We start from the raw sequence: 17,934 nt of genomic DNA, 5'->3' as shown, positions 1-17,934 counted from the left end.
TGCTAGTTAAACGCTTCAACGTATAGATCCCCCCATGTTAAACGGTGAATCTAGGTTCATTACTGCGACAGTTGTTTCATAATAGAACACATGTTTTTACTGCCAGACAAAAGTGAACCCTTTTATTGCTATGCAATAAAACAATGAATAATCAACACGTTGTATACACCATGTCGCTTAAAAGTTTCCCTATTGTAGTGATTGGTATGATCATTGCGATAACAGATTATGCGTCATCGTTAACATAAAACGGTGATTAATTACTTCGAATATAACTCCTATCCTACCGAGGATGTCCTCAATAGAGATGGCTGCATTTAGACCTGAAATCGTGCAACCTCTTTTTGGTGAGGAGTTTTTGTAATGATGTGCATAACTAAGAAACGGAGAGAAACCATGGATAAAATTTTCCGCGTCAACATGACTGACCTGACCACCACTACTGAAGAGGTTCCCGCTGAATGGGTAGGCCTAGGAGGTAGAGCACTCACTTCTACGATTGTTGCGAGTGAAGTTATTCCCACTTGCCATGCGTTAGGTCCCAATAACAAATTGGTTTTCGCTCCAGGCCTACTTAGCGGTACTGCTGCGGCCCAATCTGGACGGATGTCCTGTGGTGCAAAAAGTCCACTAACGGGCGGTATTAAAGAGAGCAACTCCGGTGGTACAACGGCTCAGCAATTTGCTCGTATGGAAATTAAAGCGCTGATCATTGAAGGTCTACCAAAAGAAGATAAATTTTATAGCCTGCACGTGACAAAAGACGGTGTCACAATTACTGAAGAATCTGAACTGATCGGTAAAGGTAACTTTGCTGTCATTGAAGATCAAATGGCTAAAAAAGGTAATAAGGTCGGCGTCATGACCATCGGTATCGCCGGTGAATTGAAAATGGCTGCCGCTAACATTTCAGTTAAAGATCCCGATGGTAAAATCCGTAGTCACGGTCGTGGTGGCATGGGTGCGGTAATGGGCTCTAAAAAAATAAAATATATCACTGTCGACGCTGAAGGTTGCGGCCCGCTTCAACTCGCTGACGCAGATAAATTTAAAGCGGCGTCACGTGTCTTTGCTAAATCAATAATGGACCACCCTGTCGCAGGTGAAGGGTTGGGCACTTATGGAACCAATGTCTTAGTCAATATCCTCAATGAAGCTGGTGGTTTGCCAACCAAAAACTTTAGGTATGGCCAGTTCGACGATCACGACAAAATTAGCGGCGAAACCATGCATGACACCATTGTTGCACGAGGTGGAAAACCAAAGCATGGTTGTCATAAAGGGTGTATCATTCAATGTTCACAGGTATATAACGATAAAGATGGCAACTATGTTACATCTGGCTTCGAATATGAAACCATTTGGGGTATGGGTGCGAACTGTTGTATCAATGACCTTGATGCCATTGCTGAAGCGGATGGCTTGATGGACGATATCGGCCTAGATTCCATTGAAACAGTCGTTATGTTTGGCGTAGCAATGGAAGCTGGAATTCTCGAGTTTGGCGATGCCCAAGGTATCCTGCGCCTGTTACGTGAAGAAATTGGTAAAGGGACTCCTCTAGGGCGTATCCTTGGTAGCGGTACCGGTATTGTTGGTAAAGTTTACGGCGTAACGCGTGTACCCGTGGTTAAGAATCAGGGCATCCCAGCTTACGACCCACGTAGCGTTAAAGGAATTGGAATCACCTACGCCACAAGTACCATGGGTGCTGACCACACCGCTGGTTACACCATTGCCACCAACATTCTCGGTATCGGTGGTCATGTTGATCCATTATCGAAAGTTGGTCAGGTTGAATTATCACGCAATTTACAAATTGCCACCGCAGCAATCGACTCAACAGGAATGTGCGTATTTATCGCCTTCCCAGCGTTAGATATCCCTGAGTGCTTACCAGCACTGATTGATATGATTAACGCCCGTTTCGGTTGTGAGCTCTCTGGTGATGATGTGACTGCATTGGGCAAAAGCATTTTGAAACTTGAGCATCAGTTCAACCTTGACGCCGGCCTCTCAAGTAAGGATGATCGTTTACCAGAATTTTTTAAGAGCGACCCAGTATCACCACACAATGCAGTATGGGATTTTACTGACGCTGAAATCGACGAATTCTGGAACTTCTAAACAAACACTTTGTTACCGGGTGCATTCCTCCCCTCCTTGGGTGCACCCGGATTTTTTAAAAACCACTATCGGAGTTGTTATGATTTCAGTAACCGTTAAACTGTTTGCCCAATTTCGCAATGATCGTTTTAAAATTGAGCAACGCGACTATGCTGAGCCCATATCGACCCGACACATTATGGATGAACTCGGAATTCCCGCTGATGAGCTTGGCGTACTGATGATCAATGGTCGGCATGCCGAACTAGATCAACTCCTCACAGAGGGTGATTCTGTTGGAATTTTCCCACTGGTTGGAGGTGGTTAGAATGTCAGAAGTTGACCTATGGATCGCAGCCAAAGCGCGCAATGGCCTCCTCCACTGGGCAGATCAAGTGGCAGCAGCTGACACCTTCAACACCAGCGTCGCCGCCGTTGAAGGCCTAACCCTGAAGCAAGGGATCTTACCAGCACGCTATCAACGTAACCGTAACCTACTCTCCTGTGAGGATCAGTACCGTTTGTTTGCAAGCCATGTTGTTGTTATTGGCTGTGGCGGTCTTGGTGGGCATGTTATTGAAGGGTTGGCACGCCTTGGCGTTGGCCACCTCACCATCATCGATCCCGATATTTTCGAAGAACACAATCTCAATCGTCAAACATTTTGTACCATCAACAATCTAGGACGCAGCAAGGCTGAAGTCACTGCTGAACGAGTTGCAGAATTAAATCCCGCAGTAACAATTTCATCACATGTCCTCGCTTTTTCTTCCAATAATGGCAATATGCTGCTATCTGGTGCGGATATTGTTGTTGATGCTCTCGACAGTATCATTGTCCGCCTTGAACTATCAGCTACATGTCGAGAACTTCGCGTACCGTTGGTTCATGGCGCTATCGGCGGCTGGTCTGGTCAGGTGACGTCACAGTTACCAGGTGACAACAGTCTCGAAACTCTTTATTTTGGCAAAGAGAATCATGCGGGCGTAGAGAAAGAGATGGGTAACCCCTCTTTTACTCCAGCATTGGTAGCGGCCCTTCAGGTAACTGAAACAACCAAGATTTTACTTAACATCGGTGACCCTCTTAGTCGCCGGTTGTTAACTATCGACCTTTTCGATATGGAATTTGTTGAAATAAAAATCTGATTAATACACAGCCGGTTCTCAACTCTTCATTTTTTCTATCCCCATATCATGGCGAATTAATATGGAACAGCCCCTTGTTGATCGATATCAACGCAAAATAAATTATCTACGCCTTTCGGTAACGGATCGGTGTAATTTTCGCTGTGTTTACTGCATGCCCGCTGAGGGAATTGCTCAATGTAGCCATCAGAAAATTTTGAGTTACGAAAAATTTTACTCCATTGCCCAAGCTGCAGTCGCCCTTGGTATTGAGAAGATCCGCCTTACCGGGGGTGAGCCGTTGATTCGTAAAGGTATTTTGCCGTTCATGCAACGGTTAAACGATCTAGACGGCCTTAAACAGCTTGTTGTTACCACCAATGGTTTCAATCTTCTCCAAACAGCCAAACCGCTCTGTGATTTAGGGATCAATTATTTAAATGTTAGCTTAGATTCCTTGAAAGAAGATCGATTTGAACGGATCACCCGAATTGGTGCGTTAAAACCTGTATGGGATGGTCTTGTCCTTGCTGATACATTGGGAATCCCTCTCAAGGTCAATATGGTGGTGATGAGGGGCATTAACGATGATGAAATTGCCGACTTCGCAGCACTGACATTGAAATACAACTGGTCGGTACGCTTTATCGAATATATGCCCAATTCAGACGGTAGCAAGCATGAACGAGGACTAAGTGCCGAAGAGATCTATCAACGAATAAACAGACTCTACCCCCTCGAAGAGATCAGCCATCGCCAACTAGCAGGACCCGCTACAAACTATCGAATGAAAGGGGCGAAGGGAACCATTGGTATCATCTCCGCACTTTCATGTTCGTTTTGTTCCTCGTGTAACCGCCTACGTGTTAGCTCGACTGGAATTCTACGAAATTGCTTGTTTTCAGATCAAGAAACTGATTTAAATCCCTACCTCGATCGAGGTGATTTAGCAGGTCTCAAAGAAGCGATTATTGCTAATGTCGATCAAAAGCCAGAGCAACACAATGTGAGCTGGAACAAGAGTGATCTGCCTAACCTACACATGTCAAAAATTGGCGGTTAAACCGACCAAATAGAAAGAGAGTACACAATGGATATATCCAAAACGATTGCAGAACTAAAAAAAGATCCCGAATTTGCTAACAATGTCGGAATGGTGTTGGCTCATAATGGCATTGTTCGCGGCTGGTCCCGCGCCGATGGTGCAAATGTGTGCCAAATGGAGGTTGCTTCCGATCTCGTAAAAATCGAGCAAATCCGTCAAGAGATTGAAAATATGGAAGGAATATTCAAGGTAGTCGTTGAAGCTCGTTCTGGTATCATGCTACCTGGTGACGATGTATTATTTATTATCGTTGCTGGAGATATTCGTGAAAATGTCAAGCCTGCCCTCGCCCTTATGTTGGATCGAGTCAAAGCTGAAGGGGTGAGTAAGAAAGAAGTATGTAGCGATTAGCGACCCATACCTTCTGTGCGAATTTTCGTAAGAGTAACGGTAGGATGCCGGTGAACGAAGTGAACCGCATCTTTGAGGGTGCCGACGAACAAAAGCGATGCGGTTCGGTTCCCTCACCGCATCCTACATAGATTATTTTCACTATATGATTTCGGGTACTTAAGTTTAAGTTACTCTGAAGATATCATAACGCTAGGACACATCACAAACACCTGTAACAATTAATTCATAGAGCGCAAAAGTTAATGCCATCAGATCGGCCACACCACCCATCGTTAGGTTCATCTCCTGATACAGAGCGTTACGTTGGCGCAACCACAAGATGACATCAACACCATCATTGAGGCACTTTTCAAGATATGCCCCATCCGTTTGAATCTGCTTAATGCCCGCGCTACCACAGCGGTGATAGCTAGTGGTATCCTCTGTGACTTGCATCAGTCCAGCCATCATCATAAATGCTGCTCGTTGCGGTTCACCATGAATCATGGCATGGTGGTAAATCGGTAAAGCGTAATCAAACACCGCCGGTAAACCTTGCAGACATTCATCAATAATACCACCAGTAGCATAACGCTGGCGTACAGCTTGACCATGGGATGATTCAAGTTGATGGTTAAAGTAGATTTGAGCGAGCTGAACGATTTCAGCTCTCACATCTCTCTGATTGCGCGCCGCAAGAAGTGTTAAACCACTGAGGAAGATATAACCGCGATGGGTGTTGCTCCCGCACTGCTGGTGCATCCGCTGTTCAGCGGCAATTCCGATCCGCTTAAGGTCCATCATCTCCAGCGTTGGTACTTTAAGCTGTAACAGCTCGCGATAAAACGTATCGAGTAAACTAACCGAGTGCTGCATAATCTCAAAACTAAGATCAGGGTGCGAGCCGCTATTATCCCGATCAACCAATCCTGGTTTGGGTGTTAATTGCAGCTCGGTTCGTGCACCGCCACAAAAAGCCCGTGCTAAGGCATTAGTTGATAAAGGTGGATAATCGTTGCAGTGCAGATCGAACGATAGCGTCTGATTCATGATTTCCTGTCCTCATACATTCCACAGCGGGTCGCTCACAGAGTAGACACCTACGCGCCTTAAACCCTAAATCACCGCGCCCCAGCTGATCACCATCATTAGTGTAGATATCAACATCCAATAGTCGCGCTGCAGGCGTTTGCTCCTCTATCTTCACTGCCAACTCTTTGCAGCGTTGCGGCGGCAAATCACAGACAAACAACATAAAGAGTCCTGCAGTATCACGACTGGCCACTACGCAGTGTGCACCTGTTTTCATCTCAACACATTTACGTCCCCATGCCATCAACGCTTCGCCCCCGGCCGGAAGTTTATCTGGGCCGGGGATATTCAACGCCATCATGATCACCGTATTATGCTCAGTATTGATAAAAGAGTTCAGTTTTAGCTGACGCAAATCACGTGCAGCGAGCAGATCACTCTTTAACTCGGCGGACACTGTCAATAATGGTTCCGTCGCGATATTCGATAACAGCAACGATATCATCTTCAAACTCCAATGGTTTGGGGATGCCAGTCATGGCAACAATCTCTTGCTGCAACTCTCGAATATCCTTCACCGGCAATTTACGCTTTATCAGCTCTTTTTTCAGTTCAGGGTGCTTATCATTCACTGCAATACCGCGCTCGGTCACAATGACATCAACGGTTTCCCCAGGGGTGGTAATGGTGGTCACAGCATCACGTACGATGGGCAACCGGCCACGAATAGAGGGGACAGTAATGATCGATAATTTAGCCCCAGCAGCGGTATCGCTATGGCCGCCGGTATTATGCAATAAGTAGCCGTTCGACTCTGTATTGACATTGACATTAAAATCAACATCAACTTCCGTTGCACCAAGAATAACGGTATCGAGTTGATTCACCACCGCACCATTATTAAATGGATTAGCGTACATATCGGCGCTGATCTCCAAATGCTTCATATTGCGGCCGATCGACTTGACCGCCTCAAGATCAAAACACTGCACATCAAATAGCGTATCAAATAGCCCTTGTTCGAGCATATCAACAAAATAACTGGTGATACCGCCACTGCCAAAGCTACCCTTTACTCCTGCGGCAATCATCTTCCTACGCACATTATCGGCCACAGCAAGGCTGGTGCCGCCGCTACCGGTTTGAAACGAGAAACCATCTTTTATTAAACCTGCGGTTTCAATCACCTCACTGGCATATTTAGCAATCATCAGCCCAACGGGATCTTTGGTAACACGGGTGGTGGTCGAAACAATCTTGCTCGGATCGCCTAGCTTTTCCACCTTTACGACATAATCCACCTGAGTTTGTGCAATCGATATTGGCGATACAGGGTAATCATGCAGATTATCGGTCACTGCAATCACACAATGGGCATATTCAGCATCAAGATGAGCATAACCGAGGGAGCCACAGGCCGAAGGACCGTAGTAGCCATTCATATTGCCATACCGATCACACTGCGGTGCGGCAATGAATGCCACATCGACTTTTACTTCACCCGTTGACATGGCCCGAGCACGGCCACCATGGGTACGGACAATGATTGGACAACTGATTTCACCCTTGCTCGCCATCTCGCCAATTAAGCCATTCACGCCACACTCAAAGCCACGGATGGTGCCACTCTTGATATACGGGATCAACTCCGCGTGCACCGGATGGATCGAAGATGAAGCGATGGTGATATCGCGAATGTTGAGTGAATCGATCACCCGCACCACCATGTTCAACAACATGTCGCCATTACGCAGATGGTGATGCGTTGAGATGCACATGCCATCTTTTAATCCCGAGGCGATGATGGCATCTTTAAGACTGGCCAACACCTTGTTAAAACCGGGATTCACACGACGCAATGTGCGACTGGCACGCTGACCTGTTGGTTGCAAGGAAAACGGATCGCAATATGGACGCCGTGGTTGGTTATTAAAGATTTCAGGGACTAACCGCCCTAGACTATTTCGCACCATAAATCACCTCATCATCCAGCTCGTAATCAAGTAAACCTTGAGAAACGGCGGTTTTAATCACTCGGGCAGCACGCTTGACCACTGGTGCATCGATCATTTTACCATTGAGGGCAATAACACCCGTACCCATCTCACGAGCGCGAATAATTGCTTCGATCACCTCTTTAGCGTATTCGATCTCTTTTGGTTTTGGGGCAAACACCTCATGAACCACATCAACTTGACGCGGATTAACCAACGATTTACCGGTAAAACCAAGGCGCTTGACTAACTCCACCTCGGTGCGAAAACTATCCATATCGCCAACATCAGCAAAAATGGTGTCCACCGCCTGAATACCGGCTGCTTTAGCTGCCCACAACACCCGCGTGCGGGCGCTGAACAGCTCATCACCTTTTTTAGTTCGTTCTATCTCCATGTCGGCGGTAAAGTCCTCGGCACCAAACGCCAACGCAATTACTCGCGATGAGCAGCGGGCAATTTTGATGCAGTTAATCACCCCCATAGCGCTTTCAATGGAGGGAATAATCTTAAACGTGCCAATCTCCACCCCTAACATCTCTTCCATTTCGGTCAACATGGTATCGAGACGCTCGACAATCTCTGGAGTATCGGCTTTGGGGAGCCGGATTCCGTCAGGTAGTGATGGCAACACACTCAACAAGTCGCCGTACCCCCATTCGGTATCCAAAGCATTTATGCGAATAAATACCTCTTTGTTACGATTCTTATAGGAGGCGACAAACTTACTCACCAAACTCCGAGCAGCATCTTTTTCATTCAGCGGCACCGCATCTTCAAGGTCAATAAAGACAGTATCGCAGTTAAACACAGGAATATTCTGCAACATCGACGGCATATTTCCTGGCACGTATAGTAATGAACGGCGTAAACTCAGGACAGGATCACTCATCATTGTCCCCCAAATAGAAGGTTGAAATTCCACCACTTTTTGACTGATGACGTTCAACGACACCAGTCACAGTGAATTCTTCAATCATAATTTCGCAACTGGCAAATACCCGCGCATCAAACAGATGCCCGCCCAGTACCTCGCCCGTTGATTTTGATATCAAGATATGCAGATGACAATCACTCTCGCCCTTATCATCTGGGACAATATTGCCCTCTAAGTCCAACATCTCAAAAGGACCATCGAGATCATGAATATTCATACGTGGCGGGGTGATGGGGAGTTTTGCTCCGGCCTTAATACCACGGATACGGACGTTGGTGACCGAACCAACAGCCGATGAGATCACCGCATTTTTAACTCCAGTTTCCTCAGCAAAGTTTAATAGCTTTTCAACCAGCTTTTCACCGGGAGATATTTTGAGTAAAAAACGGCGCCCTGTTGAGCACTCTTTATACCAAGCGTTATCCATTTATCCCTCCATTGATCGCCGTACGGCGGTCTCAATACGTGCATCAATCGCATAATCCAGCGCACCGCGATCACTCACCCGAATCAATCCTTGGGTGACCTCTAAAGTGGCCAGTTGCTGTTCGATCCGTTGGCGAATCAAGTGCTCAAACTGCTTGATTACCGTCGATTCAATCTCAATAATTAACTGATCTGCGGGCTCAACAAAAACCATCATATCGCTTGATTGCATGGTACCTGCTCTCGCTTTTGATTGAATCTCCATCAGTGCCTCCTAAATTCAGATTCTAAATGAACCTGCTTTGAAAATTTGTTTGAAGTTAAAAAGTTAAGCGTCGATTCTGGCACCAGTTGTGACAAGGTATCAAAAGAGTGCTTCATCAATAATTGACGAACCTGTGACGCGCTAATCGCTCCTTGATCCGATTCGATCCGAGCAAATTGACACAACTCAATCTGATATTGAGGTAACTGCTCATGCAACGCGGCGTTGTAGGCACGGGTTGTCGCACAATAAGGTTCAAAACCAACAAAACGGTGCTTAATTGAAAAAGCTGGTGCTAAGTAGCGACCAAACAGTTGAATATCGATCTGCACCTGTTGCTCTCTGCCAAGGGTACTATTATTAAGAAAATAATCGGGAAAGGTAACGTGACTGATCGCGTAAGGCCCAGTGGGCAACACGCTGACATTCTTCAAGTGAGCAACCCCTTTCTTTACCAGATCAAAACGAACATCAAAGGGGAAACTGGAGCGGTTTTCCTCCACCACAAATACATACAACCAATCGACAATCGCCGCAGCTGATTCGATCAAATAACGATGACCAAGGGTGAACGGATTACAGTTAACCACCACCCCACCATTATCTCCCACTCGCTGTAACGGTGCATGCTGTTGTAGATATCGATTGATACCACTGCCATATTCCAATAAGGCAACATGTTCACTGGTACACAACAAGTGAAAATTAAGAGCAGTGAAACTGTGATATTGAGATGGTTTGGTATATACGAAGAAATTTTCGATCCCCGCTTGATAGCCGCGTGAGATTAAAGCGTTAATAAGTTCAGAAAACAACTCGCTACTCTGATGTTGCGCATCCACAGCAATCATCTTAAGTAATGCTCCCTGACGACTTCCCGTCGCCAGCAATCGGCCTTGCTGATCCTTTATTCCAAGCACTTCATCCGCGTCAGACTCAAAGCTCAATCCAGAGCACTTCAACATAGCGGCGACCTGCTGTAAATCGTGTGGGCTGGATAAAGATTGTGGCATCAGCTGTCTCCTTGGCAAAAAGGTACACATGTTGTTCACGCCTTCTTAACTCTGCAACAAATTTGCCAAGTGTCAAATATTTTGCATCAAAACTAATCGACATAAGCATATATATCCCTAAAAACAGCACGTTAACAAACCCCAGCCAAACAATAAAACATCTCAATTAATTTAAATACACGATATTGACCACATCAAATAAAGAAGACAACTCAACAACTGTCCTAACATGCAACACACTGTGCTGTTAAATGTGATGAACGGTACAAAAAGGCCCGCTATATCAACTTACGCTGTATATCATTAAACAAAACAACCGATCTAACATCCAACAATTCCACACCCGGCTGTTCCACATTGACACAATTGAGCTTGGATCCTTTCGCCTAAAGAAAACCGTAACAAAGCAAAATATCAACATAAAAACAACCACATAGACTGTATACGTCATGATTGGCACACTTCTTCCTTATCTCTATCTGTAATTTTAGAATCACAACACATTCCCATAGCACTTAAACCAAGACTTTGCTGGAGGTACTCATGGTAGAAGAAAAAATCAATAAGATGATCGCTAAAGCACAAATAGCTTTAGCTCAATTTAAGAAGCTCAATCAAGAACAGACCGACGCGATTTGCGAGGCCATTGCTAAAGTGGTTGAAAACAATAAAGAGTCGTTAGCAGAAATGGCTGTGAACGAAACAGGTATGGGCAATGTGGCCGATAAAACCATCAAAAACTACTTTGGTTCTGCCGTAGTATGGAACGACATGAAGGACAGTAAGACTGTTGGTATCGTTAAAGACGAAAATGACATTATCGAGATTGCTGAACCCTTTGGTGTTGTCGCCGCTGTCACACCAACCACCAACCCAACCTCAACAGTGTGCTTTAAAGTATTGTCTGCCTTGAAGGGTCGCAATACGGTGGTCTTTGGTTTTCATCCGCGCGCGCAAAAATGTTGCGAAACAACCGCTCAACTATGTCTCGATGCTGCCACGGCTGCCGGAGCCCCTGCTGACTGCATTCAATGGATCACTGAGCCTTCGATTGAAGCTACTAACGCTTTAATGACCAACAATGGCGTTGACGTTATTCTGGCTACTGGCGGCGGTGCAATGGTCGCTGCGGCCTACAGTTCAGGAAATCCTGCTTACGGCGTAGGCGCCGGTGGTTGCCCTGTGTATGTTGCTAGCGATGCAGACATTGATCAAGCAATGGAAGATGTGATTCTATCGAAAACCTTCGATAACGGTGTCGTGTGCGCTTCTGAGCAAAATTTGATTTTTGATGATGCCGATGTGGCTGCAAAAGCTGTCGCTAAATTGCAAGAGATTGGTGCTCACCTCGTGAACGCTGAGGAAAAATTAAAACTCGAAAAATTATACTTTGGTGACTGCCAAGTTGTTTCAGGTGCTGTTGTGGGTCAGTCAGCAATTAAGATTGCTGAAATGGCCGACTTTACCGTTGCTGAATCAACCCGCGCTCTACTGATTGGTCCTTTACAAGGCACGCAAGCCGTTGAACCGATGAGTCGTGAAAAACTCTCACCAAGCCTTGGCTATTTTATTGTTGATGGTAAAGATGCCGCCATTGATCTGTGTGCTGAACTCCTCACCAATAGTGGCGCAGGTCATACCGCAGGAATCCACTCAGCCAGTGAAGAATTATGCCTTGAATTCGCTCAGCGTGTTGACGCCAATCGCATCACCTTCAACTCACCCACTAGCCACGGTGCCATCGGTGGGTTGTACAATGTTTTAATCCCTTCGTTAACTCTCGGTTGTGGTTCACACGGTAACAATATCACCACCGACAATATTAGCTTCAGAAACCTCATCAGCATCAAGCGTGCTGCACGACGAGTTACACAGGGGTAAATAAAATCCACAACTATTTTGCTCCAAACAAAAAGAGGACGCTGAAATTCAGCGTCCTCTTTTTGTTGAATTATAAAAGTACCTACTCACTCATCCGATAATCAGCAGAGCGATATAGGGCACAAGGTTTAAAACAATCACTACAATTTTGAAAAGCCCAAGAAACGAGTAGAAAAGCACACCAAAGCTTTCTCTCGAAAGATCAAACCATCGACACTGTGTTCGATACACCAGATCAGAAGCAAATACATACACCGCAAACCAAAAGGTCAACAGCGATACGTTGATGATCGTGCACCACATAAAGAAACGTGTCAGCATTTGAATATCCATGGTTATCCTTTCTTTCAAGTGGGTAACTAACGGCAATAGCAAAAGCGCGCATCTGCAACTCCATTTGGAGTAAATAAACCTTCACTACCTGTCTAACTCTTGATAAATCGAACTTTGAATGAGCATAGAAAGTGTAACGAAAAAAGTCCAAGAGTAAAGAATAGCTCATCATTTCAATAACCAAAAACATTGAAAACAACTACCATCATAATATTTTTGGAGCGAATAATTGATTAGTAAATAGACCAGACAGCCAGTCCACTCTGTCACAATATCCCCTTGACCTTCCTACCACCAACAAGCAGTTTTCAATAGATTACACATGAAATTTAAACAACAAAATTAACGAAAAAAACACTTGCGGAGCAATCACATTAACTATATATTCCGAAACAACGATCACCGAACGATCATTCGTTCTGCTTCTTGATTCCAATTATTTTCAAGGAATCTGACACCCAAAAAAGGAGAAATCATGAAAAATCGTATCAACATCATCACCCTACTTATTGCTTTCAGCCTAGCCTTTACCTGCCTGACAGCATCAGCCTTTGCTGAAGTAGCTGCGCCAAATGACAGCGTTGCCCTCGCCGGTCTGGAAGGTGAAGGTAAGATTCTGTTCGATATCAATCTTAGTGTGGCTTCAAGCCTGCCCCTCTATCTCGGTGTCATCCAACAAACCTATGATGGCCTCTTAGCTCAGGATGTCACACCCGACTTCGTTATTGCCTTTCGTGGCATGGCGGTAAACTTTATCACCAACGTAGCCGCTAACGACGAACTTAAAGCACAAATCACTGCACTCGCAGCACTTCCCAACATTCGCCTTGAGGCTTGCTCCATTGCAACAGGTCTATTTGGCGTCGATAATGCCGAAATTCTGGATGAAATCACCGTGGTTGGTAACACCTTTATTTCAGCTGCTGGTTTTGGTAGCAGCACCAAGGGTTACGCGACAATTCCCATCATGTAACCGTCGCCCTTCGTACCCTTATGACTGTAAAGGAATTTGCCATGGATAAAATATCTAGAATTTTTCTGATCGCCTGCCTATTCGGTATGGTGCTATTGACCGCGGGTTGCGGTAGCGACTCCTCTTCTCACTCAACAACAACTGAGCCGAACGATAAGGTCGCTCTGGCTGGAGAAACAACCGGCAAACTGTTTTTCGATATCAATCTGGCCGATGCTGATACACTGGCACTCTACTTTGATGTCATCAGCCAAACCTACGACGGCCTTGAAGATCAAGGCGTCGAACCGATGTTCGTCATCGCCTTTCGCGGCATGGCGGTCACCTTAATTGACGACACAGCCACTGACACCACCAAAGCGTTGGTAACTACGCTAGCGGCACTGCCCAATGTACGCCTTGAAGCCTGTTCGGTAGCAACGGCTATTTTTGGTGTGGATAATGCGACAATACTCCCTGAGATTGTGGTTGTCGGGAATACGTTTATTTCAGCGTTGGGTTTTCAAGCTGTTGGATATGCACCGATTTTGATTCAGTAGTTTACTATTGCTCTATAGCTTTAAAAAAGCGCCATGCATATTTTATGCATGGCGCTTTTTTATTTTTCAGCTTAGGTATGCTGGCTCAAACGACGACACAAAGGATTCGATCAACGGATTATGCTTTTCGTATGGGTGGTGAAGAATTCATCTTAGTCCTCAAAGGAGCTTCCTCTTCCGTTGCAAATGAACAAGCAGAGTTCATCCGTAAAAAGTTTGAACAAATGGAATTTGAGCTTGAGGGGAAAACAATAAATGTTACTGCAAGTTTTGGCGTAGCGACTTTGATCCACCGTTCGAAATAACGTACGACCAAATGCTTAAAATTGTTGATCAGAGAATGTATTCAGCTAAAAAATCTGGACGTAATCAGGTTTGTGGTTCTTAGGATCTAAGATATGTTGTTTCGGATTGAAATGTTGCAAAACAAAACTTGACTCACAGGTATTATATGGAAGGCTCAGGGTTCAGTTACAACAATCCTTATCCTGCGATCAGGATCAGAGAAATCAGTTTCACTCACTTCACTCACCAACGTAAAGTTGTTGCCATATTGCGCCTGCGTTTCTCCTATTTTATGTGCAGTTAAATAGCAGACAGCACCACCAAAAACAACCCCAGGCTCACGAAACGGAATGAAACTCCGTTTTTGTATGCAGTCAACACTCGCAATATCGGGTGAATGGGTAAGAATTGCTGGATACCAGCCCCACCATCCCGGGAAACCATTCCCTATTGCCAAAACTTCCTTACTTTCTCCTACAGACATATAAATTGTTGGTGGGCTCGTCGTTTCGTCAAGCAAAGAGAGATAGCTGTGTCTGGTACCAGCACAGCCACCAAGAAGTAACGTTATCATTAACACCAAGAAGTGAACTTTGCGTTTAAACACCATGTTTCGCTAACCCTTTGTGTTGAACGAACTGTTTGAGTTCTACCGCATTCATTGAATGTAAGACAATAACGTCCTAGATGACCATAAACAAGCTAAGAAGCGCCGTTTGAGACATCGTTGCTTAGGCGTTTTGTTAAATAGTTGACCACTACAAACAGCCTAATTTCACTGAAACCGATAAACCTCTTCACCAACCTTGAAAGACTGATACCTCTGATCCACCGCTTGATACGGTTCATTTCTAAGTTTTTCAATCAACTCTTGGCGGCGTGTTTTCCCCATCGAGGGTCCGAAAGCCCCCTGCTTTACCCACTCACCATTATCAACTTGAACATAAAGCTGGGGTGCGCTCCAGTCTTCATCCATATCAAAGAAGATCAACTCTTCATGGGCATCGCGGTTGAGATCGATTGCCAGAACATAGCAGGTTGTTCTGCGGCAGTGTTCTGCACCTAATGCATCAATAAACGTTTCTGGAACAATGGTGCTGCCATCAATCGATTCGATCATCACATGATCTGCTAACGGCTGATTCTCCGTGTTATTTTTCCACTGATAATAACTTTGCGCCGCATCTACGGCTAAGATATGACCATGAATTTCAGCCTGCAATGGATTCTCAGGGGGAAGTTCTCTTAACTGTTGTAGATACATGTGACCGGGAATTCCTAACTTAAACTTTAAGGCACCAAAATCAAAATCAGCAGTCGATATATTCTGACTAATGAGCCGTTGATATTGATCTTTTGCACTCCACGCCATGGGATTCATGAGCGGACTATGGATCAGAATAATCAGAACAGAAATGAGTAATGCAATATAGATATTACCCTGCCTTATTGATCCCATCCACATCTGTGAACGTCGAAAAACGGCCACGGAATAAGCGAAGCTGTAGCACAGGGCAACAACGACCAATACCATCAAAAAGAAACGGTTTGGTGTTACACCATACTGAGAGATCCTCAGGTAAACAGAATAGATGGTAATGGCCGCGTAAACAGGCATACTAAGAGTTGCTATTTCTACAAGTCTCGACAATCCGCCACGGTAAGGCGCAATCGATCCATCTTGAAATATGCCATTAATAAATAGGATATTGGCACCCAACAAACACAGGAGAATGGGGGTTGAATACCCTGTATCCCAAATGGGTTGCAGACCCGTAAACGGTAAGCTGAGAACAAAAAGGATGGTAATAACAGCACTAAGGGGCATCAGGAAATAGCATAAAGAGAGAGCAATTTTCCGCAGCGCGCCAATAATGTTTTCATGAACCAGTGCCATACGAATACCCAGAGACAAAACTACTGGCAAGGAGATGAAAATGAATAATGGGCTAAAAAACAGATCCTTAAACAACAGGATACCCACCATCTTGAACAACATAGCCCACAAAACAATCAACAACCAAAAAGCAACGGTCAACATCGCTGCAACCAACAACACAAAAAAGTTGTCCCAGCTATGTCGATAGAGATCGGTATAGTTATAGTGTCCGTTTTTCCGCTCAGTCCACGCTTGAACAAATGGAATCAGAATATAGGCCAACAGGATGGAGCAAAGTGACCAACTAACCAATAAAATCTCCGCCCCGTTATCAGATGAGCGCGGCAAGTCGGGCATCTGATAGATGAGCCAGACAGACACCAAGGTAAAGACAGCGCCAAGGATAAGGGCCAGAAAAAGCACCTGACGATTGAAACGATCACCTAAGGTCAATTGCAACGTCAACCCGATCACCGCAAAAGCCGTCATCGTCCCAAAAACTAAAGATGCCGCAAGTTGACTCTCATCTGGCCAAAAGGAAAACCCCGCCCAAGCCACGCCACCTTGAAGAAAGCCGATCAAAATATAAATTGATAAATTGTTTTTTGCAGAAAATTGCATGATGCAAGCCCTCAAGGATGTGTTGCGGTTATTAAATTTGAATACTCTGAATTAAATCAGTTAGTCATTCGCCACATGTTACCTAAAACAAGGCGAACTCAGAAATACTTTCTCGACTCCAAATCTCATTCATTACTGAAAAGGCACTCGCAAAAAGTCTGAAACAATATCGAACGATAATGTTCCTCTTTGGTTAAAAGGATTAGTTCACGCTTGAGGTTCAAGCATGTTGAAATTTCAACCAGCCAACCATGGTCGAGTTCACGCTGAACGGCTATACGCGAAAGACAAGCACATCCCGCTCCCGCCTCCACGGCTTTTTTGATCGCTTCGGTATGGCCCAGCTCCATGGCAACAGTGTAGTTTATCTGCTGCTCCTGCAACGCTGCCTCAAAAACATCTCGGGTTCCCGAACCATGTTCACGTACAATCCATGCAACCTGTTGAAGTTGTTCGGGTCCAAGCCTTGTTTCTTGCGTCCACGGGTGATGAGGGCCAGTCACAATAACCAGCTCATCATCGCGCCATTTATTCGCTGTCAAGGTCAGGTTCATCTGAAAGCCTTCGCTAAGCCCCAGATCAAGGTCGCCACGGATCACCCCAGCTTCAATCTGCGAAGCGTTGCCAACCTGTAGTAAAACTTTGGCTTCGGGATATCGCTGCGAGAATAAAGTGATGAGCCTAGGCATCAGGTAGTTACCGATGGTGGTGCTCGCACCGACATGTAAAATTCCGTACGGCTTGCGCAATGATTCAACAAGGAACATCTCGATCTCTTGGTGCCTCCGTTGCAGCGTACCCACCATAGGTAATAGCTGACGCCCCCTGTCGTTAAGGTGTAGCCGTTTCCCTTGCCGATTGAACAGTGGCGCATCAGAATAGCGCTCCAATTCGCTCAAGGCCATGCTGACTGCCGACTGAGTCAGCTGCATTTCGCCCGCAGCACGCGTGACATTCTCCAGTTCAGCGACCTTAGCAAATATCTGTAATTGTCTGAGTGTAATAGCCATTTCCATCCTATATCAGTAAAATTGAACTTTATCATCATTATTATGAAATTTTACTTGTGTATTTAGCGAGCTATA

General features: G+C 45.2%; 20 protein-coding genes. 9 read left to right on the top strand and 11 right to left on the bottom strand.

Features of this window, described 5'->3' with window-relative positions; all coding sequences use genetic code 11:
* Window positions 1-396: 396 nt before the first annotated feature.
* From ACZ5KY_RS09765 to ACZ5KY_RS09745, 5 genes are all read left to right on the top strand, one after another.
* Window positions 397-2,127 carry an aldehyde ferredoxin oxidoreductase family protein gene (locus ACZ5KY_RS09765; protein ID WP_464243708.1) on the top strand — a complete coding sequence of 577 codons (1,731 nt, stop codon included), beginning with the start codon at window positions 397-399 and terminating at the stop codon, window positions 2,125-2,127.
* 79 nt (window positions 2,128-2,206) lie between these two features.
* Window positions 2,207-2,434, top strand: a complete 228-nt coding sequence (locus tag ACZ5KY_RS09760) for a MoaD/ThiS family protein (RefSeq protein WP_464243707.1) — start codon at window positions 2,207-2,209, stop codon at window positions 2,432-2,434.
* Between the two features lies 1 nt (window position 2,435).
* Window positions 2,436-3,254 carry a HesA/MoeB/ThiF family protein gene (locus ACZ5KY_RS09755; protein ID WP_464243706.1) on the top strand — a complete coding sequence of 273 codons (819 nt, stop codon included), beginning with the start codon at window positions 2,436-2,438 and terminating at the stop codon, window positions 3,252-3,254.
* A 61-nt stretch (window positions 3,255-3,315) separates the two neighbouring features.
* Complete coding sequence (gene moaA, locus ACZ5KY_RS09750) at window positions 3,316-4,296, top strand: GTP 3',8-cyclase MoaA (RefSeq protein ID WP_464243705.1); 981 nt, start codon at window positions 3,316-3,318, stop codon at window positions 4,294-4,296.
* A 27-nt stretch (window positions 4,297-4,323) separates the two neighbouring features.
* Window positions 4,324-4,689 (top strand): molybdenum cofactor biosynthesis protein MoaE, encoded by a 366-nt coding sequence (locus ACZ5KY_RS09745; RefSeq protein ID WP_464243704.1) that lies wholly within the window; start codon window positions 4,324-4,326, stop codon window positions 4,687-4,689.
* A 192-nt stretch (window positions 4,690-4,881) separates the two neighbouring features.
* Here the strand turns inward: ACZ5KY_RS09745 and ACZ5KY_RS09740 are convergent, their stop codons facing one another.
* From ACZ5KY_RS09740 to citC, 7 genes are read right to left on the bottom strand one after another with little or no spacing between them, the layout of a single operon-like run.
* Window positions 4,882-5,721: a triphosphoribosyl-dephospho-CoA synthase gene (locus ACZ5KY_RS09740; protein ID WP_464243703.1), complete on the bottom strand. Its 840-nt coding sequence runs from the start codon at window positions 5,719-5,721 to the stop codon at window positions 4,882-4,884.
* Window positions 5,663-6,208, bottom strand: a complete 546-nt coding sequence (citX, locus tag ACZ5KY_RS09735; protein ID WP_464243702.1) for a citrate lyase holo-[acyl-carrier protein] synthase — start codon at window positions 6,206-6,208, stop codon at window positions 5,663-5,665. The genes ACZ5KY_RS09740 and citX overlap by 59 nt, the downstream gene beginning before the upstream one ends.
* Window positions 6,138-7,676 (bottom strand): citrate lyase subunit alpha, encoded by a 1,539-nt coding sequence (gene citF, locus ACZ5KY_RS09730; protein ID WP_464243701.1) that lies wholly within the window; start codon window positions 7,674-7,676, stop codon window positions 6,138-6,140. Before citF ends, citX begins: the two co-directional genes overlap by 71 nt.
* Window positions 7,663-8,589 carry an HpcH/HpaI aldolase/citrate lyase family protein gene (locus ACZ5KY_RS09725; protein ID WP_464243700.1) on the bottom strand — a complete coding sequence of 309 codons (927 nt, stop codon included), beginning with the start codon at window positions 8,587-8,589 and terminating at the stop codon, window positions 7,663-7,665. The genes citF and ACZ5KY_RS09725 overlap by 14 nt, the downstream gene beginning before the upstream one ends.
* Entirely contained in the window at window positions 8,582-9,061 is a 480-nt protein-coding gene (locus tag ACZ5KY_RS09720; RefSeq protein ID WP_464243699.1) for a PPC domain-containing DNA-binding protein, read from the bottom strand. The genes ACZ5KY_RS09725 and ACZ5KY_RS09720 overlap by 8 nt, the downstream gene beginning before the upstream one ends.
* Window positions 9,062-9,325, bottom strand: a complete 264-nt coding sequence (gene citD, locus ACZ5KY_RS09715; protein WP_464243698.1) for a citrate lyase acyl carrier protein — start codon at window positions 9,323-9,325, stop codon at window positions 9,062-9,064.
* Window positions 9,325-10,338: a [citrate (pro-3S)-lyase] ligase gene (citC, locus tag ACZ5KY_RS09710; RefSeq protein WP_464243697.1), complete on the bottom strand. Its 1,014-nt coding sequence runs from the start codon at window positions 10,336-10,338 to the stop codon at window positions 9,325-9,327. Before citC ends, citD begins: the two co-directional genes overlap by 1 nt.
* A 543-nt stretch (window positions 10,339-10,881) precedes the next feature.
* Between citC and ACZ5KY_RS09705 the strand changes: the two genes are divergently transcribed.
* Complete coding sequence (locus ACZ5KY_RS09705) at window positions 10,882-12,219, top strand: aldehyde dehydrogenase family protein (RefSeq protein ID WP_464243696.1); 1,338 nt, start codon at window positions 10,882-10,884, stop codon at window positions 12,217-12,219.
* 90 nt (window positions 12,220-12,309) lie between these two features.
* Here the strand turns inward: ACZ5KY_RS09705 and ACZ5KY_RS09700 are convergent, their stop codons facing one another.
* A complete protein-coding gene (locus ACZ5KY_RS09700; protein ID WP_464243695.1) occupies window positions 12,310-12,552 on the bottom strand; it encodes a DUF6868 family protein in 243 nt (80 codons plus the stop codon).
* Window positions 12,553-13,027: 475 nt separating this feature from the next.
* On the opposite strand from ACZ5KY_RS09700, the gene ACZ5KY_RS09695 reads away from it, so the two are divergent.
* From ACZ5KY_RS09695 to ACZ5KY_RS09685, 3 genes are read left to right on the top strand one after another with little or no spacing between them, the layout of a single operon-like run.
* Window positions 13,028-13,525, top strand: coding sequence for a DsrE family protein (locus ACZ5KY_RS09695; RefSeq protein ID WP_464243694.1), 498 nt, complete (start codon window positions 13,028-13,030; stop codon window positions 13,523-13,525).
* Between the two features lie 41 nt (window positions 13,526-13,566).
* Window positions 13,567-14,064: a DsrE family protein gene (locus ACZ5KY_RS09690; RefSeq protein ID WP_464243693.1), complete on the top strand. Its 498-nt coding sequence runs from the start codon at window positions 13,567-13,569 to the stop codon at window positions 14,062-14,064.
* 44 nt (window positions 14,065-14,108) lie between these two features.
* Window positions 14,109-14,369 (top strand): GGDEF domain-containing protein, encoded by a 261-nt coding sequence (locus ACZ5KY_RS09685; protein ID WP_464243692.1) that lies wholly within the window; start codon window positions 14,109-14,111, stop codon window positions 14,367-14,369.
* A gap of 155 nt (window positions 14,370-14,524) precedes the next feature.
* Here the strand turns inward: ACZ5KY_RS09685 and ACZ5KY_RS09680 are convergent, their stop codons facing one another.
* The 3 genes from ACZ5KY_RS09680 to ACZ5KY_RS09670 form a co-directional block, all read right to left on the bottom strand.
* Window positions 14,525-14,959, bottom strand: a complete 435-nt coding sequence (locus ACZ5KY_RS09680) for a hypothetical protein (protein ID WP_464243691.1) — start codon at window positions 14,957-14,959, stop codon at window positions 14,525-14,527.
* A 165-nt stretch (window positions 14,960-15,124) separates the two neighbouring features.
* Window positions 15,125-16,849 carry a hypothetical protein gene (locus tag ACZ5KY_RS09675; protein ID WP_464243690.1) on the bottom strand — a complete coding sequence of 575 codons (1,725 nt, stop codon included), beginning with the start codon at window positions 16,847-16,849 and terminating at the stop codon, window positions 15,125-15,127.
* Between the two features lie 125 nt (window positions 16,850-16,974).
* Window positions 16,975-17,859, bottom strand: coding sequence for a LysR family transcriptional regulator (locus ACZ5KY_RS09670; protein ID WP_464243689.1), 885 nt, complete (start codon window positions 17,857-17,859; stop codon window positions 16,975-16,977).
* Between the last annotated feature and the right edge of the window lie 75 nt (window positions 17,860-17,934).

This window comes from Desulfuromonas svalbardensis (assembly GCF_055389415.1).
Note: the sequence above shows the minus strand (reverse complement) of the source record. Positions and strands in the feature narration are given on the sequence as shown.